This window comes from Ensifer sp. M14 (genome assembly GCF_003355565.1).
In the GTDB taxonomy this organism is placed as follows: Bacteria; Pseudomonadota; Alphaproteobacteria; order Rhizobiales; family Rhizobiaceae; genus Ensifer.
The window spans coordinates 3,452,351-3,474,620 of sequence record NZ_QJNR01000004.1 but is presented as its reverse complement, the minus strand read 5'-3'; the positions used below and the strand labels follow the sequence as shown (position 1 = coordinate 3,474,620).

Below are 22,270 nucleotides of genomic sequence, written 5' to 3'. Positions count from 1 at the left end.
CTGCTCGATTGCGCTCGCGGTGGTGTCTTCGACGACGTAGACGTCGCGGGGCAGCCAACGTCGTCAGGCGCTCGCGTCAGCCGTCACGATAATGGCTCATGTACCCATTGATGCTCAAACGGTCGCCCGTACGCGCCGCCGCTCAGCGAGCTTCCAATAGAGCATCTCGGTGCTGTCCAGCATCACGTCGAGCGTGAAGCGCTGCTTGAGCATGCCGGCGGCAGCGGTGAGCTTGTCGAACGTTTCCGGTTCAGCGGCAGCCGCCATCGCCTTGGCAAGCTGGGAGATATCGTCGGTGTTCTGCACGATAAAACCGTTGTGGCCATCGCCAATGACGGTTCGTGCACCGCCGATATCGGTGGCGATAATCGGTTTGCCGGCGGCCGCGCCCTCCAGCATGACATAGGACATCGCTTCATAACGGCTCGGCATGACCAGCACATCGAATACCGGGGCAGCCTGCGGCCCGGTGAACGCGGATGTCAGGTGCATCCGGTTCTGAAGGCCACTTTCGGCTATGGCTTGACGCAGAGGGCCCTCCATCTCACCGGCACCGATCATGACGAGGTGGCTGTTTTTCACCGACCCTGCGATATACCTGAAGGCGGCAATGAGCCGCTCGGGTGCCTTCTGTGTGGTGAGCCGACCAATGAAACCGAAGACAAATGCATCCGGCGCAATGCCGAAGCTCGCACGAATGGTCGCTGCCATATCGGGGGAGGGCGGAGCGACGCCGTTGACGATCACGGACATCCGCTCGTCCGGCATATGCAGCGATCGGGCATGGGACAGCTCGTCGTCGGAAACGCAGATGAGATGATCTGTGTAGAACCAGGCGAGACCCCATTCGATCGCACCATAGATCAGCCTGCCGCCGCGCCCGAGTGTCGGGTCCAGCGTGCGGAAGGCATGCGGCGTGTAGATACGCGGCACGTGGCGACCCGGCAAGCGCAGGCGTGTCAGCGCCCCCGCCTTGGAACTGTGTCCGTGAACGACATCGAACGGCCCATGATTGACCATGATCCGGCGCAACGCCAGAAAGGCTGGGATGTCAGATGGGCCTGGGGCACGCTTCATATCCACCGCGTGGACGGCGGGGAGGCCAACGGCCTTGAGCTCGCGAACGAAGCTTTCCTCGGCTCGCACCGGAGAATAGACCGCTTCGACGTGATGGCCGCGCAGATGCATGCCGCGGCAGAGATCGATGAAATGCCGTCCCGATCCGCCGCCGCTCGGCTCGAGAACCTCAAGCAAGCGCAGCGGCGCGGGGGTGGGACGATATGGTAATGGATATTCCATGTTCATTGCTGCCATCCGGCCCGCATTGTTCGACGATGGCGGTATTCGAGGGCGGCACATCCCCAGATGATGCCGACAAGCATGTAGAAGTGGCGCCAATGGTCGGTGTCGATCACGTTGCCGACACCGACGTGGCCGATGAGCACGACCCAGGCAATCATCAGATAGACTTGCCAGGGACGATCGAGCAACAGGAAGCGGAAGCCGAGAGACAGCGTCCAGATGATCAGCGTCACGTAGCTGATGAAGCCGAGCCAGCCATAGGATGTCAGCGACTTCAGCCAGACGTTATGCTCGTCCTCGGGGAAAATCGTGCTGAACACCATCGGCCCGATCCCGAGCGGCTTCTCCATCGACATCAGAAAGCCGATTCGGTGACGGTCGAAGCGGCCGAGATGGCCGCCGTCATAGTCCTGTACGAGCTGCGAGCGGCTGGAAAAAAGCGTGGCAACCTGCTCCGATTGCAGCGCAACCAGCAGGGCACCGACCACAAACACACCGCCGACGAGTGCGATGACGAGGATGCGCAAGCGGAAGAGACCGTTGCGCTCCTTGAGCAGCATCACGAAGACGAAGGCAAGCACGCAAAAGAGATTGAGTGCCCATGCGGCACGCGAGAACGACAGGAAAACGCCGAGCGCCAGGACGAGAAGGGCGGCGATCTTTGGCGGGGCCTTGTGGATGGGCTGCGTCAGCAACCCGTGGATCAAATAGAGCGCGGGAACCGACAGGAACGGTCCGAACACGTTCGGGTCCTGGAAGGCGCCCTTGGCACGATCGTAGAGCGTGAAGTTTTCCGCGCCCGGGATCGCGCCGAAATAGCCGAGGATGCCGAGCAGGGCAGTTAGGACGGCGGCCGCGACCCAGGCGTTGAAGATCAGTCGCAGCCGCTGGTAACGATCTTCGATGATGGCGGCGTAAAAAACGGCGGACAGTGCCAGAAAGCCGGAGACCGCCATGTACATCGGCCCCTTGGTCAGATCGACCATCGTTGTCAGCGACAGGATCCCGCCGACCATGAAAAGGGTCAGCAGGGTCAGGAGCGGAGCCACATAGCGCGAGATTTTCAGTCCGAAGAGCGCCCAGAGCCCGATGAGAACCACCAGGAACAGTTCGTAGGGCGCCGGTTCGGCAATTACAAAGCCGGACAGGAACACAGCAAGCGCAACCAGCCACGAGCCGAAGAGGGAAAGCGCGGCAAGCTGCGGGCGAAAGACGATCGGCTGTGATGTGTCGACGGTGCTCAATAGGCATTTTCCGTGTTGAGTAGCCGGAACGGCGTCAGGAACAGGATCTTCAGGTCGAAGAGCAGCGACCAGTTCTCGATGTAGTGAAGATCGAAGGCGGTGCGCAGGCGGATCTTGTCGTCATTGTCGATCTCGCCGCGCCAGCCGTTGATCTGTGCCCAGCCGGTAACGCCGGGCTTGACGCGGTGGCGAGCGAAATAACCTTCGACGACATCGGCATAGGTACGGTTCTGTGTCTGTGCCAGCACCGCGTGCGGACGCGGGCCGACGAGCGAAAGCTCACCCTTGAGCACGTTGAAGATCTGTGGCAGCTCGTCGATCGAGGACTTGCGGATGAAGCGCCCAACCGCGGTGACGCGGGGGTCGCCCTTCGTCACGGCATTGCGGGCGGTCGGATCGCCCAGATGCGTGAACATCGAGCGGAACTTGTAGACCTCTATGGTCTCGTTGTTGAAGCCGTGGCGCTTCTGCTTGAAGATGATCGGGCCGGGCGATGTAGCTTTGACGGCAATCGCAGCGCCCAGCATGACCGGCCACAGCAACACCAGGGCGACGACGCTGAAGAAGATGTCGAAGCCACGTTTTGCAACGGAATCCCAATCGGCGATCGGTTTGTCGAAGATATCGAGCATCGGCACTTCGCCGACATGGGAATAGCTGCGCGGCCGGAAGCGAAGGTTGTTGGCATGCGCGGCCAGACGGATATCGACCGGCAGGATCCAGAGCTTTTTCAGCAACTGCAGGATGCGATTTTCAGCGGTCAGCGGCAGCGAGATGATCAGCATGTCGATGCGCGCCAGGCGGGCGAACTCGACCAGTTCGTCGACGGTTCCAAGCTTGGGATAGCCGGCGATGACATTCGGAGACCGGCGTTCGTCGCGGTCGTCGAAGATGCCGCAGATCCTGATGTCGTTGTCGGTCTGATGTTCGAGCGTGCGGATCAGGTCCTTGGCCGGTTGGCCGCCGCCGACGACGACTGCACGACGTTCCATCGTGCCGTTGCGGGCCCAGTGCCGGATCGAATAGGCGATGAATGCCCGTTCCGCGACGAGGAAGACCGCACCGGCGACGAACCAGCCGCCAAACCACACGCGCGAATATTGGTGACCGGACTTGAGGAAGAAGAGCGCGATGGCAATGCCGCCGAACGCAATTGCCCAAGACGCGAGGATACGGGGCGTGAACCGAAGCCAGGCGCGAAGGGCGGGGACCTGGTAGGTGTCAGTCAGCTGCATTGCGGCAACTGCGAGCGCCGAGCCGCCAACCAGAATCGCAAGATACAGCGGCAACTGATCGAAGCCCGGCTGCACATAAAGCGCATTGATGGCGTAGCCGATGGCGAAAAGCGCACAGAATTCGAGCAGCCGCATCAGCCCCATGATCATCGCCGGCGAATAGGTGTCCGCGCGGAACTGTTCGGCAATCTGCCGGGCCAGGGGGTTGAGTTCCGCCGATGTCTCGCCGCCGGCCATTTCGTCCGGCGCACGGGTACGGATTTCCGAAATCTTCTTGCGAAGCGCTTCCGGGTCGAAGGCTTCCGACCGCTTAAACTCGTTCATGGCTTCCTTCCGGCACTGAAGTCCTCAGCCCGGATAGCAGAAAGCCACTAAGAAACGCTTACGTTGCAGCCTTCGGAGGGACCTGGGCCGATTGGTTTCGGCACAAATCCCTATAGAGCCGCAGCACCTCCGCCGTCATGACCGAGGCGGCGAACCGGGACTTGAATGTCTTTGGAGCAGGCATGACGCGGGCTGACCAGTCCTTATCGACGACTGCCGAAGCCATGATCGCAGCAAGTGACTGCGCGTCTGCCGGGTTCGCCAGGGCGGCGCTGTGCTCGCCGAGGATTTCCGGTATGCCGCCGACCCGACTGGCGATCACCGGCTTTTGCGCCGCCAATGCTTCGAGGACAATGTAGGGCATCGATTCCGCACGGGACGGAATGACGATGTTTCGCGCCAGCGCAAAGGCTTCGCGGGCGTTCATGGCAGGGCGCATGGCGATCCGTTTCCCCAGTCCCTGCTCAAGCGTCAAGTCGCGATACTTCTGCTGCTGTGGGCCATCGCCGACCATCAAGGCCGAAAGCGGGCGGCCGACGATCCGTTCGGTGCGGGCGAAGGCGTCCACAAACAGATCGGGACCCTTGAGGTCTCGCATCATGCCGATATAGAGAAAGTCGACCGCATCCGGTCGGGCATCCACGGCCTCGAACTCGCGGTCGTCAATGCCGTTATAGATCAGCTCATGGCGCTCTCGCGGCTCGCCGACCTTGGCAAAATAGGTTTGCCGCTCGAAATCGCAGACGAAGACCAGCGCGTCCGTCAGGCGCTCCTGAAAACGTTCCAGGGGGAAGACTACCCTCCCGGCAAATGATTTCGGGTTGTAGTGGAGGCTGCCTCCATGGGGCGAATAAAGGCGGGCTACGCGATACCTGTTGACCCGCAAGGCTGAACCGATGAGACGGGCGATGGCGCCACCCTTGGCGCCGTGCCCATGCAGCACATCCGGTTGCAAGCTTCTGATTTCCTTATAGCAGCGCCACAGCGCGGCAAAGTCCATTGGACCGATCGAACGATGGATCGGCATGCGCACGAGACCCAATGCCAGATAGGGCCGGATTTCGTCGAAAAGTGAATCCTCGTGGGCTCCACCGGTGGTGCTGTCGCAGAGGATGCCGACCTGATGTCCGGCCGCCGCATGCGCCTCCGCCAGATCACGCACATGGCGGAATATGCCGCCCACCGGCGATCTGAAGCAATGAATGATGCGCAAGGGACGCTGCGGCTGCATCGAGATCAGAACAGCCGTTCGCGAATGTAGATCGTGTCTCCCGCAAGTACGGCGTCGGTAATGGGCACGCGACCGGTAATGATCCGCCCGTTGATTTTGCGCGTGACGTCGGCGCTTGCCTGGTTGGCGCGCGGCGAGAAGCCGCCGGCAACCGCGATGGCGTTCTGCACCGTCATTCCCGGCACATAGGCATATTGCCCTGCCTGGCCGACTTCGCCCATGATGAAGACCGAACGATAGCGATCGACCTCGATGGTGACATCCGGATCGCGCAGATAGCCTTGCTTCAACTTTGCTGCGATCATGCCTTCGAGTTCGGGCAGTGTGTGGCCGCGGGAGGCGACTGTGCCGATCAGCGGGAAGGCAACGTAGCCCGCCTGATCGACCGTATAGGTACCGCTGAGGCCCGCCTGCTCGAAAACGTTGATGCGCAGCCGGTCGCCGCTGTCCAGCCGGTAGGGCTGGATCGTTGCCTCGCTGAACGCCTTGGGTGCCGGCTGATAGCTTGTGCAGCCGCCGAGCAATATCGACAGTGCTGCCACCGTAATAGCGCGGCCCGTCTTCATACCTGCGGTTGACATGCTGCTCTTGGGCTCCGGAAACGACCACCTCTTTCGTCGTTATCGATCCGTTAGGGTTAATAGCTGGTAAACTCGCGGTAGAATTTTCAGCGGGACCGCCTGGCTCGAAGGAGGGGGCCAATCGCCCAGAGGTTGAGCGACCATTAACCCTTGCGTTACCATGTTCATTTACCCTCCAGCGAGATTATAAGGTTCGGAGCCAGAAGCATGTCGGGAAACGGCAGCGGACAACAGGATGTGGATATCGATCTCGGCGGGCTGTTCCGCGCCGTGTGGGATCGACGCGTCAAGGTATTGCTCGCCACGGCGTGTGTTGCAGCGCTGGCCTTCGGCGCCGCAAAGATGATTGCGCCGGACTATCAGAGCGAAACACGTGTCCTTATCGAATCGCGCGAGCCAGAGTTCAGTGGATCCAACCAGAGCGCGCAGTCCGGGTCTGACCGCGTCTTCGACGAGTCCGGTATCCTGAGCCAGGTTCAGGTGTTTCGCTCCGCCGATCTGATTAAGCAGGTTGCGCGCAACATGAAGCTTTATGACTTGAAGGAGTTCGATCCTTCGTCGGATCCGTCGGCGGTTTCCGATTTGATGGTGATGCTGGGTTTGAAGAAGAACCCGCTGGAGATGCCGCCGGAAGAGCGCATTCTGAAGGAATTCAACTCGAAGCTACAGGTCTACCAGGTTGAAAAATCGCGCGTGATCGCGATCGGTTTTACCTCGAAAGACAGGCAATTGGCGGCCGCAATCCCGAATGAGATGGCCAAGGTTTTCCTGTCGCTGCAAAGTGGCGCCAAGCTCGATACCAACTCCGAAGCGAGCCGCTGGCTTGAGCCGGAAATCGCCAATCTGCGCGAGAAAGTAAGGGATGCCGAGGCCAAGGTCGCAGCCTATCGATCGTCGTCCGATCTGCTGCCGACCGGCGAGACCACGAATTTCGCCACCCGCCAGTTGACCGACATTTCGAGCGAGCTGACACGGGTGCGCGGCGAGCGGGCCAATGCCGAGGCCCGTGCCGAAGGCGTGCGCGCGGCGCTTTCCAGCGGGCGGGATGCGGACACTATCGCCGACGTCATCGGCTCGCAGACGATCCAGCGCCTGAAGGAGACTGAGGCAAATCTGCAGGGGCAGGTGGCCGATCTTTCCACCACGCTGCTTGACGGCCATCCGCGGCTGAAAGCGCTGAAGTCGCAGGTTGAAGGCATTCGTGCACAGATCCGTTCCGAGACGCGCAAGATTCTCAGCAGCCTTGAAAATGAAGCAAAGGTCGGCGAGCTGCGCGAGCAGCAGTTGATACAGCAACTCAATGCACTCAAAGCCAAATCCGCCCAGGCGGGCGAGGAGGAGGTGGGTCTGCGTGCACTCGAGCGCGAGGCGACTGCCCAGCGGCAATTGCTCGAGACCTACCTTGCGCGCTATCGCGAGGCGACCTCACGTACGGTTGACGCAACGCCGGCCGACGCGCGCATCATTTCGAACGCGGTCGTGCCGACCGGTGCCAGCTTCCCGAAGGTGATGCCGATCACCATCGTGGCGGCGCTTGCAACCTTCCTCTTGAGCTGCATCGTCATCATGCTCTCGGAACTCTTCAGCGGCCGCGCGTTGCGGCCGGTGTCGGCCGGCACCGAGCGGCCGGCGGTTCGCTCTCGACCGGCGATTGCCGCGGTCGCTGCCGCGCAGGGTGCCGATGAGAAGAAGGTTGAAATTTCGCCTGCATTGAACGACGCCATCGATCTGCCACCGCTGGCACCACTTGTCGCGGAAGAGGCGGACGAGGTCGCCGAGAATCCGAGCGGCGAGACGGCCGAACCGGACTTTTCGATCGAAGCGGTTGCCGACCACCTGCGCAAAAATGGAGTGCGGATCGCAATCTCGGTTTCACCAGGCGGCGACGAGGGATCGACGGCGACCGTCATGCTGGCGCGTCTGATCGCGGAAGAAGAGCGCAAGGTCGTGTTGATCGACCTGACGGGCTCTGCCTGCCCGACCCGTCTGATGGCACGCTCGGCGCAACTGCCTGGCATCACCAACCTGCTGGCGGGCGAGGTGCCGTTCACCGAAACCATCCATGCCGACCGGTTCTCCGACGCCCATATCATTCCGCAGGGGGATGCCGATCCGCGGATGGCGATGCGCGGTATCGAGCGGTTGCAGATGATCATCGATGCGTTGACCAATGCCTATGATCTGGTGTTGGTCGAATGCGGACCGGCCGACGAGGGAGCCGTCGACAAGATTGCCCGTCGTGGTGATGCTGAGATCATCCTGTCGGCTCCGGCTGTCAGCGACGAGAGGATCGTCGAAGTCCTGACCGGTTTCGGCGAGGCTGGATACCGCGACATCGTGCTGATGACTGGGCGCGGTGAACCAGGACCGGACTATACCGATCGCCATGCGGCGTGAGCGGGCATAGCGCCGCCTTCACGTTGCGATTTGAGCGTCACCCGATCGGTTCTGCTTAAGCGTTATCGGCCGCAGGAGTCTGCTGGCTGCTGTGCAGTTTGCGGCTGCGCGCGCGCTGGATGAATGCGTAGGCGGCTTTGTTCGCCTTGATCATCACCTTTGCCCGCACCACGGCCCGGTGATAGCGGGCAGCCAAGCGACCGCGCAGCGTTAGCGGGAGGACGATATCCCTGAGCGGAGTTTCAATGGTGCACCAGGAGCGCTTGTAGGGCTGGTCGCCGACCCCGAAGTCGAAGAGCGTCGCATCCTTTCCACAGAGCCTCTCGATCATTCTATAGAAAAGCAGCTCGCCGGGACTGGCATCGCCCGCCAGTTCCTCGTCGATCGAGCCGAATTGGCAGATGACATGGTCCGCCTTTCGCGAAAGGCCGGCGACAGCGACGATACGGCCACCATGTTCACCCTTGAGGCGGATGGCATTGAGCTCGAGCAGTCGGTCGTCGGCTACGCCGCGGCGGCCGGCGATCGCATGGAAGAACGCGCGTGTCCGATCGAAATGGAAAACGTCGGGAAGACCGAGAGCCGCAAACCGGATCGCCTTCTGACGGAAGAAGACGTCGAGCAATTCCCCCGCATCCTGCGGGCTCTCAGCAATGACGTAATCGTAGCCCCCGAGCGCCTCCAGCCGTCGCTCTGAAATCCGCATTTTCTTGCGCCGGCGCTTCGCATTGACCTGGGCGAGCGTTTTTTCAAAGCTCGAAAGCAATGGCAGCTGAAACGAGGCGTTCTGGTGCTTGACGCCGGGCAGACTTGCCAACGGGTTTGCGGTTCCGCGCCAGTCGTGCGGGGTCTTTTCAAGCGTCACGAGATCAACCTTGTGGCGCAGGTGATGATGGAGTGCATGCGTCAACAGGTCAGCAAACTCGGCCGAGGAGAAGGGCAGTGTGTCCGTTGCAAAAAGCCCGGTGTTGAGATTGCTGTGCGGTGCACCGATCAGCCGAGCCGTGTTGAACAGGCGGCCAGACACGACCTCCAGCGGCAGAATGAAGAGCAACTCGCCGTCGAAGGTGCCGCGAATGATCAGCAGTTCATTGTCATGGGATTGCGCCCAGGCGGCGCACCAGTCGTAGCTCTGATGTAGGGAATTGAGCGCATGGGCGTCGAGCGATCGCCAATCCTGCTCCAGCGATGCCACCTTATCATGGATGGAGATCTCGAGCCGGCTCACGGCGGCGTCGGCCGCGGACGCAGTCCGTGTGCCTCGCTGGCCCGATCGGCCTATGGTGAGTTCGGTGTTCATCATCGGCAAAGCCGTCCGGATGCGGGGTTCGGCTGCCATTGAACTGATAACTCCGCTACGATCCGCTTAATACCTCAAATATCGCCGTTGCCTACAGGCAACAACCGGCGAATGCAGTTAGCAAAGCATGAAGCCAGGGCGGCTATGCGCCGAGAAAGCCCGATGCAAGCACTTCTGCCCATTCCGGGCGGTCTCGCTGCGCAGCCAGCCTCGACATCGCCTGGTGGTCATAAGGGACCGTGCGGAACGTCGCGGCCCAATCATCGCCGGAACGCTCGATGATGGCATAGCGCGCATCCGGCGAACCGGCCTCGACCTTGTGGGCGACCGGATGATCGTCATCGTAGCCTGGGCAGCCGACACTGCCGGGGTTGAGCACCAGTCGGCCGTCCGCAAGGCGGATCGCCCGGGGAATGTGCGTGTGGCCGCAGAGAATGACCGGTTGCTTGATGCCTGTCGCGAAGGCTTCGATGGCGCTACGTGCTGCCTGATGGACGACGCCCTCCGCCGTCAACGCTTCGAGCCAGTACGCTTCGTCGCTTGCAGGCGTACCATGGCAAAGAAAGAGCGCGTCGCGATAGACGCGCATGGCCGGCAGTGTCGCCAGCCATTCGATATGCCGAGGCTGCAACTCCGCGTGGGCGGCGCGGTCGGACCGCCCCATGTCGGCGGGATCGAGCGTCAGCAGATATCGGTCGTGATTGCCTGATATCGATGGGATGTCTCGCGACATCAGGATATCGGCAGTGCGCGCGGCGTTGAGCGGTCCGCTCAAATGGTCGCCGAGATTGACGATATCGGCGATCCCCAGCGCGTCGATATCGGCAAGCACCGCCTCAAGGGCGAGGTCGTTGCCATGGATGTCGGAAATGATCGCAACCTTCATCGGGGGCTCCTTTGGCCTCAGCGATCCTTCGCCGACTTTTCCATCCACTTGATGATCAGCATCGCCGGCAGCACCCAGAGCAGGCCGGTGAAGAAGAAGTACATCAGGTGCACCCACCAGGGCGCGGCGCCCAAAAGCAGCGACGCAAAGGTGACGGCGGCAAGCGCATAGACGATGACGAGGATGATGATCAGGATCGTGCCGATCAGCTTTCTGAGACGTACGGGCATTTCATTTCTTTCAAACGGTGCCATATCCGGCCGCGACGGCATGCCGCAAAGGGTTCGGCCTTGTTTTGCATGCCGCTCTGGTGCAAATCAACGGCTTTCCGGCAGGCGCGGCGATCAACCGCCCGATCTCCTGCCGCCAACCCCGCGATACCAGAGGGAAAACCATGGCAGGCGTCGAATTGGCGACAGAACAGATGCTTCGAAGCGAGATCGGCAGGACTGATCGCAACCGCCGACAGATCCGCGGCTGGCTCGTCGTCGTTCTCTTCACGCTCTTCGCGCTAGTGCTTGTCGGCGGCGCGACACGCCTCACCGAATCCGGCCTTTCGATCACCGAATGGAAGCCGATCCACGGCGTCATCCCGCCGTTGACGGCCGCGGAATGGGAAGAAGAGTTTCAGCTCTACCAGCGCATTCCGCAATATCAGCAGATCAACAAGGGCATGACCGTCGGCGAGTTCAAGACGATCTTCTGGTGGGAATGGGCGCACCGGCTCTTGGCGCGCACCATCGGCGTGATCTTTGCGGTTCCGCTCGCCTTCTTCTGGTTCACCGGCCGGGTCGAACGCCGGTTGCGCTGGCCGTTGCTCGGCATTCTGGCGCTCGGCGGTTTCCAGGGGTTTATCGGCTGGTGGATGGTGTCTTCGGGCCTGGTGGAGCGGACCGACGTCAGCCAGTATCGCCTGGCAACTCATCTGGTCATCGCCTGTCTGATCTTTGCCGCCTGCATGTGGATCCAGCGCGGCCTTTGTCCGCATTCCGGTGATGCCGCGCCAACGGATCGCTCGCGCAAGATGGCGGCGATCATCGCCATCATGAGTCTGTTCCAGATCTACCTCGGTGCACTGGTTGCCGGCCTCGATGCGGGGTTCAGCTACAACACATGGCCGCTGATGGATGGCGCATGGATCCCGTCCGATCTCTTCCTGCAGCATCCCTGGTGGATCAATGTCTTCGAGAATCCGAAGACCGTGCAGTTCATCCACAGGATCGGCGCCTACGTGCTCTTCGCTATGGCGCTGATGCACGTGATCGCTTCGGTGAGGGCCGCGCCACAATCAACCCATGCGCGCCGTTCTGTCCTGCTGTTCGTGCTCGTTTTAGTCCAGGCGGCGATCGGCATCACCACGCTGTTGCTGCAGGTTCCTGTCGGCTGGGGCGTCCTTCATCAAGGTGGTGCGCTGGTGGTGCTCGGTTTTGCCATTGCCCATTGGCGGGGGTTCATCGGCGAGTATCCAAAGCCGACTGCAATCGAATTGCGCAGCTAAGAACTCGCGATCCTAATAAAAAACCCGGCGAACGGTTCGCCGGGTTTTTCGTTTGCGATGACTGCAATCGATCAGGCCGACAGCATCAAATCCATGTTCTGGACGGCAGCACCCGAGGCGCCCTTGCCGAGATTGTCGAGCAGGGCGACGAGGTTCACGTGGGTTCCGCCCGGCGTGCCGAACACGAACAGCTTCATCGTGTCCGCACCGGCAAGCTCGGTAGCATCGATGCGGCCGAGTTTTTCGCTGGCGGAAAGCGGGACGACTTCGACGATCGATTGACCGGCATAATGTTCGACGAGCGCTGCTTGAATGCTTTCGATCGTCGCGCTGGCAGCGAGATCGTCGAGATAGAGCGGAACCTGCACGATCATGCCTTGCGGAAACTTGCCGACCGAAGGGGCGAATACCGGCGCGCGGTCGAGAAGGCCGTGCATCTTCATCTCCGGCACATGCTTGTGCTTGAGCGTCAGACCGTAGAGGAAATGCGGCGCGCTGATATGTTCCGGGTTCGTCTCGTCTTCCATCTGCGCGATCATCTGCTTGCCGCCGCCGGTGTAGCCGGAAACGGCGTTGACCGTGACCGGATAGCCGTCGGGAAGAATGCCGGCCTCACGCAGCGGCCGGATCACGCCGATGGCGCCGGTCGGGTAGCAGCCGGGATTGGCGACATGGCGGGCATCGCGGATCTTGGAGGGCTGAGCCTTGTCCATCTCTGCAAAGCCATAGGCCCAATCCGGAGCGATCCGGTGTGCGGTCGAGGTGTCGATGATGCGCACCCGGTTGTTGCCGGCCACCATGGCGACGGCCTCGCGCGAAGCGTCGTCCGGCAGGCAGAGGATGGCGATGTCGGCATTGTTCAGAAGGTCTTCGCGCATAGCGGCGTTGCGTCGCTCGGCTTCCGGTATCGACAGGAGTTCGAGATCGCTGCGGCCGGCCATGCGGGTGCGGATCTGCAGCCCGGTGGTGCCGTGTTCGCCATCGATGAAGATCTTCGGTTTCATGATTTTCCCGTTCTTCCAAAAGGTTACGAGCTGACGCAGAATCAATCTGACACAGATTTGAATCAGTTTCTCAACACGGTCGTCAGTGCGGAAGAGATGCGGCCGACGACGTGGATGTGTTCATATATAAGCACCGGTGGGAGCCCGCAACCGGCAGGAGGCTGAAGGCTGCGGTTCGTTGGCGCGGTTGGCGGTCCTGCATAGTTAACCACAACTTAAGATTTGCAATTGGGCTGTTGCGTTGCGGCCCGCGATTCTGCATCTGATGGGTTGTCACAAACCTGTCATATTGGAGCTGCGAAGTGAAAATCCTGATCGAGCGGATCGGGGGCGTGCTTCGGCATCCGCTGTCTATTTCGCTAGCATTCCTGGCGCTGCTCCAGGCTCTGCATTATTTCGATACGCGCTGGCGGTTCGTGCCTTTCCTTGCAGTGGTGACGCTTGCGATCGCCGCCTTCTTCTTCCTGCTCTCGCGTCGCCCGAGCTTTTCGCTCTGGGCCGCAGGCACCATGGTATTGCTCATTGCGGCGATGTCGGAGGTCAAGTTTCGCCTCAAGGGATTTTCCCTTCACGTCTTCGATTTCGCCTTCACCGGCCTCGATCGATCGGCGCTTTCGTTTCTGGTCGGCTCCTATTTCCATGTGTTGATTGCGGGCGTGGCGGCCCTTGTGGCGGCCATCGTGTTCCTGGTCGTGGCCTTTCGCAGCGATCGCCGGTCGGGTCGCTCGTTCGGCGTGCGCGCCGGTCTGTTGCTTGTCATGGCAGTCGGCGTGGTCGTTCTCTATCCCGACAAGAAGGACGAGCCGGATTACGTCCACTACATCTCCGGTTACGATGCCTCGTCCTTCTTCGTCTCGATCGGCGATCTCGAATTTCCGCTCGGGCGTATCGTCCTTGCCGATCGGCTCGAAAATGTCGAGGCGAAGGGCAGTCTTCGCGACGATATCAGCTGCGGCGCTGCCGGCAATCCTGACCTTTTTGTCGTGCTGAGCGAGAGCCAGACCAGCCCCACCTATTTTCCGCAGGTGAACGTACCGCAATGGATGAGCGCGTCCTTTCAGTCGCAGGACGGACACGTGCATCCCCTGCAGGTCGAGACGTTCGGCGGCGGCACCTGGGTCACGAACTTTTCCGTCATGACCGGACTGTCCGGAGCGGATTTCGGCTGGCAAAGCCCCTATGTCACGCAAATTCTGGAGGGCAGGGTGAAGACGAGCCTGCCCAGTCTCCTGGCGCGCTGCGGCTATCGCACCGTCGCGGTGATGCCGATGCAGGCGAGCTTCGTCAACGAAGGGCCGTTCCTGCGCTCGATCGGCTTTCAGGAGATCGTCGATTTCGACGTGATGAAGCCGCAATCGCATTTCGTGCGCGACAGCTTCTATTTCGATGCTGTCGAGCGGATCGTTAGGGAGCATCGCGAGACGGATCGTCGTCCACTGTTCATCGCCATGCAGACGCTCTTTCCGCACGGTCCCTATGACATGAGCCTTGTGCCGAAGGACACATTGCCGGAAAAGGCTTTCGCCGCCGATGCCGAAGCCAACGAGTACCTGCGCCGTGTGGCGCTCGCCAAGCAGGACCTGCAGGATTTTCGCCGCAAGCGCCAGCAGGCACCCGGCCCCAATGGTACTGTCGTTCTCGATTTCGGCGATCACCAAGCGGTTGCCACCAAGGACTACCTGTTGGCCGACGCGCCTGCAGGCAATGTCTTTGCCGATCTCAGATCGCTTGCCTACAAGACCTACTATTCGGTCTATGCCTACGGACGCGACATCGATATGCGGCCCTTTGCCAAGCCGTTGGATGTCGGCTTCCTATCGGCAAGTCTGATCGAGGCGGCCGGCCTGCCGACATCGCCGACATTCGAGGCGTTGGCGCGCCTGCGTGACGCCTGCGACGGGCACTATCACACCTGCGCAGATCGTACGCTGGTCGATCAGCATCTTCGCCAGCGTCAGGATGCGGGGCTGCTCGATCTCGATTGATGATGTAACGATCAGCGCAGCGTCGAGCGCTCCGCCAGTTTTTCGGCATGCAGGCCCAGCATGTACATGGCGACGGTGGCGCCGGCGATCGCGGTGATATCGGCATGGTCATAGGCGGGAGCGACTTCGACGACATCGCTGCCGACGACCGTTAGCGCCCCGAGCTTGCGCAGAACCGAAAGTATCTTTGAGCTGGAAGGTCCGCCCGCCACGGGAGTGCCGGTGCCGGGCGCATAGGCCGGGTCAAGGCAATCGATGTCGAAGGTCAGATACGCCTTGCGTTCACCGACCTGCTGGATGATGGCGTCGGCAATCTCCGTAACGCTCATTTCCTCGACGTCGTAGCCGTAGAGAATGCGGATGCCGCAATCCTCGGGCGCGTGGGTACGGATGCCGATCTGGATCGATGCGTCGGTATCGATGAGGCCAGCGCGCGCCGCACGGCCGACGAAGGACCCATGATCGATGCGGCCGCGTTCGTCCGGCCAGGTGTCTTGATGTGCGTCGAACTGCACGAGGGCGAGGGGGCCGTGGATCGCCGCATGCGCCTTGAGGATCGGATAGGTAACGAAATGGTCGCCGCCGAGCGTCTGCAGATAGGCGCCGCTCTTCAGGATCTTTGCCGCTTCACGCTCGATCGTTGCCGGCGTCCTCGAGTGGTTGCCGTAATCGAGCAGGCAGTCGCCGTAGTCGATCGTCGCCATTTCGGCGAAGAGATCGCGCTCGAACGGATATTGCGGGTCGTTGTCGAAGATCGCCGACGCGCGGCGGATCGCCTGCGGCCCGAAGCGCGCGCCGGGACGGTTGGAGGTGGCTGCATCGAACGGGATACCCCAGACGACCGCATCGACGTCCTTCAACTGCTTTGAATATTTGCGTCGCATGAAGGAGAGAATACCGGCATGTGTCGGGTCCGATGCCGCCGATGTCAGTGAGCGCGCCGTCAGCGCGTGATCGATCGTCCTGTTCGCCATATCCCGCCTCCCGTGTATGGCGAGAGGTTGGACAATCGTCGCCGGCAAGGCAAGTCCCTGCCGGCGAATTCTCCTGCACAATTCCTTAAATCGATTCCGGTTCAACAATAGAAATATGCAGCAAGGTCAGCGTGTTACAGCGCCCTTCACGCATCATATCTGGCGAGCGGCGCTGCGATGCTGTCAGGACGCCTTGGCTTCGTAGGTCGGCGCGAAGTCGCCGAGCGCCTTGGCCTCGTTGATGCGTGCGCCGATGTCCTCCTCTATGATCGCCTCGAGCTGCGCGAAGCTGTCGATGACATAATAGATCGGCTGGACGATATCGATGCGGTACGGCGTGCGCAGCACGGTCATCAAGTCGAACGGGCGGAATTCGCTTGCGGACGGTTCCATCGCCGTGCGGGTTTCGTTCGGCGACGACACGATGCCCGCCCCGAAGCAGCGTCGGCCTTGCGGCGTGTTGATCAGGCCGAACTCGACGGTGAACCAGAAGATCCGGAACATGTGCCAGGAATAGCCCTTGCCGAGGGCGACGGCTTTTTCGCCGAAGCGGCGAACGAAATTGGCGTAGCTCTGGTTGGTCAAGAGCGGGCAGTGGCCGAAGACTTCGTGGAAGATATCGGGCTCTTCGATATAGTCTATGTGCTCGCGCCGGCGAATGAAGGTTGCGAGCGGAAACTTGCCTTCTGAGAGAAGCTCGTAAAACCGCGATGGCGGAATCAGTGCCGGCACGCCTTCGACGCCAAAGCCGGTGGTTTCCTGCAGGCGGCGGTTGACGTCCTGCAACTGCGGCACGCGGTCGGGGCCAAGGCCGAGTTTACGCGCACCTTCCAGATATTCGTCGCAGGCCTTGTCGGCGAGCAACTTCATCTGCCGCTGGTAAAGCTCGCCCCAGATCGCGTCCTCCTCGGGCGTGTAGTGATAGCTGCCATCCGGCTCGGGCAATTTTGCGGTGTAGCTGCTTTCCTTCGGCATGACGTCTCCTCTTCGCCAAGAAACCAAGTTGTTGCAATTGTATCGCGAATGGAGCGAGTATTTGTTTCACAGTTGCCGGTGGAGGGCGCTGTTGCGGGAGAAAATTTCGGAATGTCATCGGATTTGAAGGAAGTTTCCCAACCCTTGCGCAAGCTGCTGCGGCTGATTCAGGCCGATAGCGGTCAGTCCCTGTCGGAGCTCGCGGAAAGGGCGGGCATGTCGCAAAGCTCGACGTGGAGGCGGCTTCAGGAACTTGAAGCTGACGGCGTGATCCGCAAGCGGGTGGCGCTGCTCGATCCGGGCAAGCTGGATCTGAAGCTGTGTATCATTGCCCATGTGACGCTGGAGGATCATCACGACGAGGCGATTGCCGCCTTCTCTGCGGTGGTGCGCGACCGGCCGGAGATCATGGAGTGCTATGCGCTGTCGGGAACCTTCGACTACATGCTGAAGATCCGGGCAAACGACGTCGACAGCTACGACGCCTTCATGACGCGTTATCTCATGCGCAATCCGCATGTGCGCACGGTGGTGTCGAGTTTCGTGCTGCGGGAACTGAAGTCGACGACTGAGCTGCCGATTTGACACAAAAAAAGGCCGGGCGAACCCGGCCTTCCAAAATGCAGTGTCTTCCAGCGATTAACGCTTGGAGAACTGGAACGAACGACGGGCCTTGGCCTTGCCGTACTTCTTACGTTCAACGACACGGCTGTCGCGGGTCAGGAAGCCGCCCTTCTTCAGGACCGGACGCAGGCCCGGTTCGAAGTAGGTGAGCGCCTTGGAGATGCCGTGGCGAACGGCACCGGCCTGGCCGGAGAGACCGCCGCCGGCGACCGTCGCGTCGATGTCGAACTGGCCATCACGGGCAGCTGCGACGATCGGCTGCTGCAGGATCATCTGCAGAACCGGGCGAGCGAAGTAGTCGAGGTACGGCTTGCCGTTGATGGTGATCTTGCCCGAGCCGGGCTTGACCCATACGCGGGCTACAGCGTTCTTACGCTTGCCGGTCGCATAGGAGCGGCCCTGAGCGTCGACCTTCTTGACGTGAACCGGAGCTGCCGGTTCCGCAGTCGTGGCGATTTCCTTGAGAGCGGAAAGGTCGGCCATTAGGCGCTCCTTGTGTTCTTGCTGTTCAGCTTGGCGACGTCGAGGACGGCCGGCTGCTGTGCTTCATGCGGGTGGTTCGTGCCTGCGTAGACGCGCAGGTTCTTCATCTGGCGACGGCCGAGCGGGCCGCGCGGAACCATGCGCTCAACGGCCTTCTCGAGGACGCGCTCCGGGAAACGGCCTTCGATGATCTGGCGCGCGGTGCGCTCCTTGATGCCGCCGGGGTAGCCGGTGTGCCAGTAGTACTTCTTGTCGGTGTACTTCTTGCCCGTGAGCACGGCCTTCTCGGCGTTGATCACGATGACGTTGTCGCCATCGTCAACATGCGGCGTGAAGGTGGCTTTGTGCTTGCCGCGCAGGCGGTTCGCGATGATGGAAGCGAGGCGACCAACAACGAGGCCTTCGGCGTCGATGATGATCCACTTCTTCTCCACCTCTGCAGGCTTCTGAACGAAGGTTCCCATAACAAAACTCTCTCTTTGGACCCGAGCGGCGAACCGCTGGGCGTTTCTTGTTGCTTGGTTTTGACTGAATTTCAGCCAAAAGAAGAAAGCGGCCCGAGAGGGACCGCGATCTGAGGGTGCTTATACGCAGGCGCTAAACCGGCGTCAATAATGTCGATTTCGCAAGCTTGAAATAAAGATAAGCAAAAACAATGTGTTATGTATGTGGTATGTTGATACCTCAAATTAACGCGGTGGAATCGAATAGGTCGCCGTCGCATGGGCCACGAGATCGTCGCTGCCGACCATGGCGATCGACGCATCGAGAACCGCCAATCGCTTGCCGAGCTTGAGGATGCGGCAGGTGCATTCGAGCGGCTGCGGCTCCGGCTTGCGCAGGAAATTGATGTTGAGACTGGTGGTGACGGCCAGCGCCACCGGGCCGATATGGGCAATCAGCGCGATGTAGGCGGAAACGTCTGCAAGCGCAAAGAGCGTCGGGCCCGATACGGTGCCGCCCGGCCGGATATGGCGCTCGTTCGGATCGAGCCGCATTGTTGCAAATCCTGCGCCGGTGGCGGTGACATGGAAGACCTTGCCGTCCGTGTGGACCTGCGGGAAGTCCGTGTCGAGAAAACGGTTCAGCTCCTCGACTGTCATGATGGGCTGGATCGTCATCGGCACGTCTCCTTTGTGCGAGCTTTTGCGGCAAGTGAAGCCGGTATGCGCTTTTGCGCAAGGCGGAAAAAGGTCTTAGTCACCGCAGTTGCCACCGACTTGAAAGCAGGCAACAGGCGGCGTACCACGGGTACCCATTGATCGGATAAGACAAGACAGCAGGAGAAAAGCATGGCGGACGTTGTTTCATTCCAGAAGGAAGAACCGAGTGGATTGCTGGTGCGCGAGCTCTCGGGACCGGTCCTGCGGCTGACGCTCAACAACCCGCCCGCCAATGTGCTTTCGATCGAACTGATGGAGGCACTGCACGCGGCGCTCGACGCCGTTGCCCACTCCAAGGATATCAGGATCGTCGTGCTCTCGGCGTCCGGCAAGCTGTTTTCGGCGGGCCATGACCTCAAGGAAATGACCGCGCATCGGGCCGATGCCGATGGAGGCAGGGCGTTCTTCGAAACGACGATCCGCCTTGCCGCAGATTTGATGATGAAGATCACGCGGCTGCCGCAGGCGGTCATCGCCGAGATCGATGGTCTGGCGACGGCGGCCGGCTGCCAGCTTGTTGCCAGCTGCGATCTGGCGATCTGCACCGACAGTTCGACCTTCTGCACGCCGGGCGTCAATATCGGCCTGTTCTGCTCGACGCCAATGGTGGCGCTGTCGCGCGCATCCCACCGCAAGCAGGCGATGGAGATGCTTTTGACCGGCGAGACGATCGACGCTTCGACCGCCAAGGATTTCGGCCTGGTCAACCGCATCGTGCCGCAACAGTATCTTCGCCAGGTCGTCGACAAATATGCGGCGGTCATCGCCTCGAAATCGCCGCAGGCGCTGACGATCGGCAAGGAAGCCTTCTACCGCCAGGCTGAAATGAGCCTTCCCGAGGCTTACGATTATGCGGTCGGTGTCATGGTCGAAAACATGTTGGCCGGCGACGCCGAGAACGGCATCGGCGCCTTCCTCGACAAGCGCATGCCCGAGTGGGATGGGAAGTAGCCGTCAGGCCAGTTTCAGGAGGAGGGCGCCGAGCGCGATGACGCAGGCAGCAGCGATGCGCCAGATGCTGACGCGCTCTTTCAGGAATACGACCGAGATGACGACGGCAAATAGGATCGCGGTCTCGCGGAGCGCCGCGACGGAAGCGACCGGCGCCTTCGTCATCGCCCACAGTGCCAGACCGTAGGCACCAATGGAGCCGGCGCCGCCGATGAGACCGCGCCACCAGTTCTTGTAGACGTGGCGGGCGACCGGTTTGACTCCCCGCCGGGCAAAAGCCCAGGCAAACAGCAGGACCGGCGGAAGCAGCGCCATCCAGAGGGTGTAGGAGATGGCGTTACCCGAGACACGGGCGCCGATGCCGTCGACAAAGGTATAACAGGCGATCACGCAGGCATTGATGAGCGCGAGGATGATCGCGTGTTTACCGCCCTTTCGCGATTCAAACGCGAGCGTGAGAACGCCGACGCTAATCGTCAGCACGCCTGCCATGGCGCCGGTCGTCAAACGCTCACCGATGATGAGACTGCTGGTGGAGGCGACGATCAGCGGAGCGACGCCGCGCATCAGCGGGTAGACGAGACCGATATCGCCGGCGCGATAGGAGGCGGCGACCAGCTGGAAATAGGCAAACTGGAAGAGAGCCGACACCAGGATGTACGGCCAGGCTTCCGGCTGCGGCAATGGCATGAACGGCAGGAAGGGGATGGCAACGACCGCTGCACCGAGCGCGATCATCGCAGCATCGAGCGATTTTTCCGAACCCGCCTTGACTAGGGCATTCCAGGTCGCGTGCAACAACGCCCCGAAAAGGACGAGCGCAATGACATCAAGGGGCAAGATGAAACCTCGGACGATGGTGTAGGCCGTTGCCAGCCTTGTCGCGCCACTGTACGGGAAAAGCAACCGGAAACTGCCGGAAGGGTGGCGCAGACAGGGTCACCGCCGCTCGCCGCCGAAATCGCGCGTTCGATTGATACGCGCCGCCACCGTGCTGACGATACACGCGTTTAACAGATGAGTTCGGATCAGACCATGAACCACGATGCCTACCCGGATTACTACCTCGCCGACATCCTGCGTTCGACGAAGACGATTGCCCTCATCGGCGCATCGCCGAACGCCGAGCGGCCGAGCCAGCGGGTCATGGCCTTCCTTCTGCGCAAGGGCTATCGCGTCATCCCCATCAATCCCGGACATGTCGGCAAGACGATCCTTGATCAGCCTGTCGTGGGTAGGCTCGCCGACATCAAGGAGCCGATCGACATGGTCGATGTTTTTCGTGCGGCCGATGCCCTGCCGGCGCTCGTCGACGAAATCCTGGCGCTTGAGACCTTGCCGAAGGTCATCTGGGGGCAGTTGTCGGTGAGGCATGATGCTGCGGCTGCCAAGGCGGAGGCCGCCGGCATCAAGGTGGTCATGGATCGCTGTCCGGCAATGGAATACCCGCGCCTGATCGGTTGATGCGGTATCGGCTGCAGCGATGTTTCGCTCAACCGTCAGTTTTGAAAAAATCAAGGCTTATCCCTTTCGTACAGGTAGATACATCTTATAGTGTTTGATCATAGCGTGAAAAGCTGTCTTTGGCGGTGCGGGTTTCACAGAACTTCATCAAGCCAGATTCGGCGGGCCACGTCGCGTTGGATTGCAATGGGAGCGACTGTCTCACGCAGAATCTCGGTGCAAGCAGCAGGCGATAGACTGCGGTTGACCATCCAAAACTTTGAGGCAATCATCACTTCAGGCGCATTTAGCGGAAAGGAAATGCTGTGAAATCTACACTGAGGGAACTTCGGTATTGTTTGCCATACATGGCGTTGATGACCGTGGCAGCGGCATCGGTCTCCGTCCCTGGCTTTAGGGCGATGGCGGCAACTGCGGAGATCGACATTTCAGGTATCAATGCTCTGTTCTTTGCATTCGGCATCGCTGGAACAATTTTGGGTGTAATTGGCCTCAAGAAGACAATCGACATCGAGCCATCCGAACCGCAACTCTGATTAGAGCGCCGAATTCATCGTCTGCGTTTCAAGAGAAGGGTGTTTCCTTCTGGCTCCAGTAATCTTTGACCCGACTGGCACGTGGCGAAGATAGCCCTTTGCAATGTCATCCG

The 22,270-nt window shown here is 60.8% G+C and carries 22 protein-coding genes; 7 read left to right on the top strand and 15 right to left on the bottom strand.

The window, feature by feature from the left end; all coding sequences use genetic code 11:
* Nucleotides 1–114: 114 nt before the first annotated feature.
* The 5 genes from BLJAPNOD_RS16895 to BLJAPNOD_RS16875 are packed head-to-tail and all read right to left on the bottom strand — an operon-like array spanning nucleotide 115 to nucleotide 5,917.
* The gene (locus BLJAPNOD_RS16895; RefSeq protein ID WP_244610956.1) at nucleotides 115–1,305 is read right to left on the bottom strand and encodes a glycosyltransferase family 4 protein; all 1,191 of its coding nucleotides are present in this window, start codon (nucleotides 1,303–1,305) and stop codon (nucleotides 115–117) included.
* On the bottom strand, nucleotides 1,302–2,546 hold the full coding sequence (locus BLJAPNOD_RS16890) for an O-antigen ligase family protein (RefSeq protein WP_115420559.1): 1,245 nt from the start codon (nucleotides 2,544–2,546) through the stop codon (nucleotides 1,302–1,304). The genes BLJAPNOD_RS16895 and BLJAPNOD_RS16890 overlap by 4 nt, the downstream gene beginning before the upstream one ends.
* Nucleotides 2,543–4,105: an undecaprenyl-phosphate glucose phosphotransferase gene (locus BLJAPNOD_RS16885; protein WP_115420558.1), complete on the bottom strand. Its 1,563-nt coding sequence runs from the start codon at nucleotides 4,103–4,105 to the stop codon at nucleotides 2,543–2,545. Before BLJAPNOD_RS16885 ends, BLJAPNOD_RS16890 begins: the two co-directional genes overlap by 4 nt.
* A gap of 58 nt (nucleotides 4,106–4,163) precedes the next feature.
* A complete protein-coding gene (locus tag BLJAPNOD_RS16880) occupies nucleotides 4,164–5,336 on the bottom strand; it encodes a glycosyltransferase family 4 protein (RefSeq protein WP_115420557.1) in 1,173 nt (390 codons plus the stop codon).
* A 5-nt stretch (nucleotides 5,337–5,341) separates the two neighbouring features.
* On the bottom strand, nucleotides 5,342–5,917 hold the full coding sequence (locus BLJAPNOD_RS16875; protein WP_077498522.1) for a polysaccharide biosynthesis/export family protein: 576 nt from the start codon (nucleotides 5,915–5,917) through the stop codon (nucleotides 5,342–5,344).
* Nucleotides 5,918–6,124: 207 nt separating this feature from the next.
* Between BLJAPNOD_RS16875 and BLJAPNOD_RS16870 the strand changes: the two genes are divergently transcribed.
* Entirely contained in the window at nucleotides 6,125–8,314 is a 2,190-nt protein-coding gene (locus tag BLJAPNOD_RS16870; protein WP_115420556.1) for an exopolysaccharide transport family protein, read from the top strand.
* A 55-nt stretch (nucleotides 8,315–8,369) separates the two neighbouring features.
* Here the strand turns inward: BLJAPNOD_RS16870 and BLJAPNOD_RS16865 are convergent, their stop codons facing one another.
* The 3 genes from BLJAPNOD_RS16865 to BLJAPNOD_RS16855 form a co-directional block, all read right to left on the bottom strand.
* Entirely contained in the window at nucleotides 8,370–9,653 is a 1,284-nt protein-coding gene (locus tag BLJAPNOD_RS16865) for a GNAT family N-acetyltransferase (RefSeq protein WP_244610955.1), read from the bottom strand.
* A 103-nt stretch (nucleotides 9,654–9,756) separates the two neighbouring features.
* Nucleotides 9,757–10,500, bottom strand: a complete 744-nt coding sequence (locus BLJAPNOD_RS16860; RefSeq protein ID WP_115420555.1) for a metallophosphoesterase family protein — start codon at nucleotides 10,498–10,500, stop codon at nucleotides 9,757–9,759.
* Nucleotides 10,501–10,517: 17 nt separating this feature from the next.
* A complete protein-coding gene (locus BLJAPNOD_RS16855; RefSeq protein WP_115420554.1) occupies nucleotides 10,518–10,730 on the bottom strand; it encodes a DUF2842 domain-containing protein in 213 nt (70 codons plus the stop codon).
* A gap of 164 nt (nucleotides 10,731–10,894) precedes the next feature.
* On the opposite strand from BLJAPNOD_RS16855, the gene BLJAPNOD_RS16850 reads away from it, so the two are divergent.
* Nucleotides 10,895–11,998 carry a COX15/CtaA family protein gene (locus tag BLJAPNOD_RS16850; protein WP_115421326.1) on the top strand — a complete coding sequence of 368 codons (1,104 nt, stop codon included), beginning with the start codon at nucleotides 10,895–10,897 and terminating at the stop codon, nucleotides 11,996–11,998.
* A gap of 71 nt (nucleotides 11,999–12,069) precedes the next feature.
* Here the strand turns inward: BLJAPNOD_RS16850 and argC are convergent, their stop codons facing one another.
* Entirely contained in the window at nucleotides 12,070–13,002 is a 933-nt protein-coding gene (argC, locus tag BLJAPNOD_RS16845) for an N-acetyl-gamma-glutamyl-phosphate reductase (RefSeq protein ID WP_115420553.1), read from the bottom strand.
* Between the two features lie 302 nt (nucleotides 13,003–13,304).
* Between argC and BLJAPNOD_RS16840 the strand changes: the two genes are divergently transcribed.
* Nucleotides 13,305–14,987 carry a sulfatase-like hydrolase/transferase gene (locus tag BLJAPNOD_RS16840; protein ID WP_115420552.1) on the top strand — a complete coding sequence of 561 codons (1,683 nt, stop codon included), beginning with the start codon at nucleotides 13,305–13,307 and terminating at the stop codon, nucleotides 14,985–14,987.
* Between the two features lie 11 nt (nucleotides 14,988–14,998).
* On the opposite strand, the gene speB is transcribed toward BLJAPNOD_RS16840, so the two are convergent.
* The gene (gene speB / locus BLJAPNOD_RS16835; protein WP_077498516.1) at nucleotides 14,999–15,961 is read right to left on the bottom strand and encodes an agmatinase; all 963 of its coding nucleotides are present in this window, start codon (nucleotides 15,959–15,961) and stop codon (nucleotides 14,999–15,001) included.
* 183 nt (nucleotides 15,962–16,144) lie between these two features.
* Nucleotides 16,145–16,936 carry a phenylalanine 4-monooxygenase gene (locus BLJAPNOD_RS16830; protein ID WP_077498515.1) on the bottom strand — a complete coding sequence of 264 codons (792 nt, stop codon included), beginning with the start codon at nucleotides 16,934–16,936 and terminating at the stop codon, nucleotides 16,145–16,147.
* A 111-nt stretch (nucleotides 16,937–17,047) separates the two neighbouring features.
* Between BLJAPNOD_RS16830 and BLJAPNOD_RS16825 the strand changes: the two genes are divergently transcribed.
* Nucleotides 17,048–17,521, top strand: coding sequence for an Lrp/AsnC family transcriptional regulator (locus BLJAPNOD_RS16825; protein WP_077498514.1), 474 nt, complete (start codon nucleotides 17,048–17,050; stop codon nucleotides 17,519–17,521).
* Between the two features lie 54 nt (nucleotides 17,522–17,575).
* Here the strand turns inward: BLJAPNOD_RS16825 and rpsI are convergent, their stop codons facing one another.
* The 3 genes from rpsI to BLJAPNOD_RS16810 all read right to left on the bottom strand — a co-directional run bounded on the left by rpsI (nucleotide 17,576) and on the right by BLJAPNOD_RS16810 (nucleotide 19,164).
* Nucleotides 17,576–18,043 (bottom strand): 30S ribosomal protein S9, encoded by a 468-nt coding sequence (gene rpsI, locus BLJAPNOD_RS16820; protein ID WP_053247012.1) that lies wholly within the window; start codon nucleotides 18,041–18,043, stop codon nucleotides 17,576–17,578.
* Complete coding sequence (rplM, locus tag BLJAPNOD_RS16815; RefSeq protein WP_115420551.1) at nucleotides 18,043–18,507, bottom strand: 50S ribosomal protein L13; 465 nt, start codon at nucleotides 18,505–18,507, stop codon at nucleotides 18,043–18,045. The genes rpsI and rplM overlap by 1 nt, the downstream gene beginning before the upstream one ends.
* Nucleotides 18,508–18,732: 225 nt before the next feature.
* Entirely contained in the window at nucleotides 18,733–19,164 is a 432-nt protein-coding gene (locus BLJAPNOD_RS16810) for a PaaI family thioesterase (protein WP_077498512.1), read from the bottom strand.
* Nucleotides 19,165–19,335: 171 nt separating this feature from the next.
* On the opposite strand from BLJAPNOD_RS16810, the gene BLJAPNOD_RS16805 reads away from it, so the two are divergent.
* Nucleotides 19,336–20,157, top strand: coding sequence for an enoyl-CoA hydratase (locus BLJAPNOD_RS16805; protein WP_115420550.1), 822 nt, complete (start codon nucleotides 19,336–19,338; stop codon nucleotides 20,155–20,157).
* Between the two features lie 3 nt (nucleotides 20,158–20,160).
* Here the strand turns inward: BLJAPNOD_RS16805 and BLJAPNOD_RS16800 are convergent, their stop codons facing one another.
* Nucleotides 20,161–20,997, bottom strand: a complete 837-nt coding sequence (locus BLJAPNOD_RS16800; RefSeq protein WP_115421325.1) for a DMT family transporter — start codon at nucleotides 20,995–20,997, stop codon at nucleotides 20,161–20,163.
* A 195-nt stretch (nucleotides 20,998–21,192) separates the two neighbouring features.
* On the opposite strand from BLJAPNOD_RS16800, the gene BLJAPNOD_RS16795 reads away from it, so the two are divergent.
* Nucleotides 21,193–21,621, top strand: coding sequence for a CoA-binding protein (locus BLJAPNOD_RS16795; protein WP_115420549.1), 429 nt, complete (start codon nucleotides 21,193–21,195; stop codon nucleotides 21,619–21,621).
* Between the two features lie 305 nt (nucleotides 21,622–21,926).
* A complete protein-coding gene (locus BLJAPNOD_RS16790) occupies nucleotides 21,927–22,157 on the top strand; it encodes a hypothetical protein (protein WP_147294555.1) in 231 nt (76 codons plus the stop codon).
* Nucleotides 22,158–22,270: the final 113 nt, after the last annotated feature.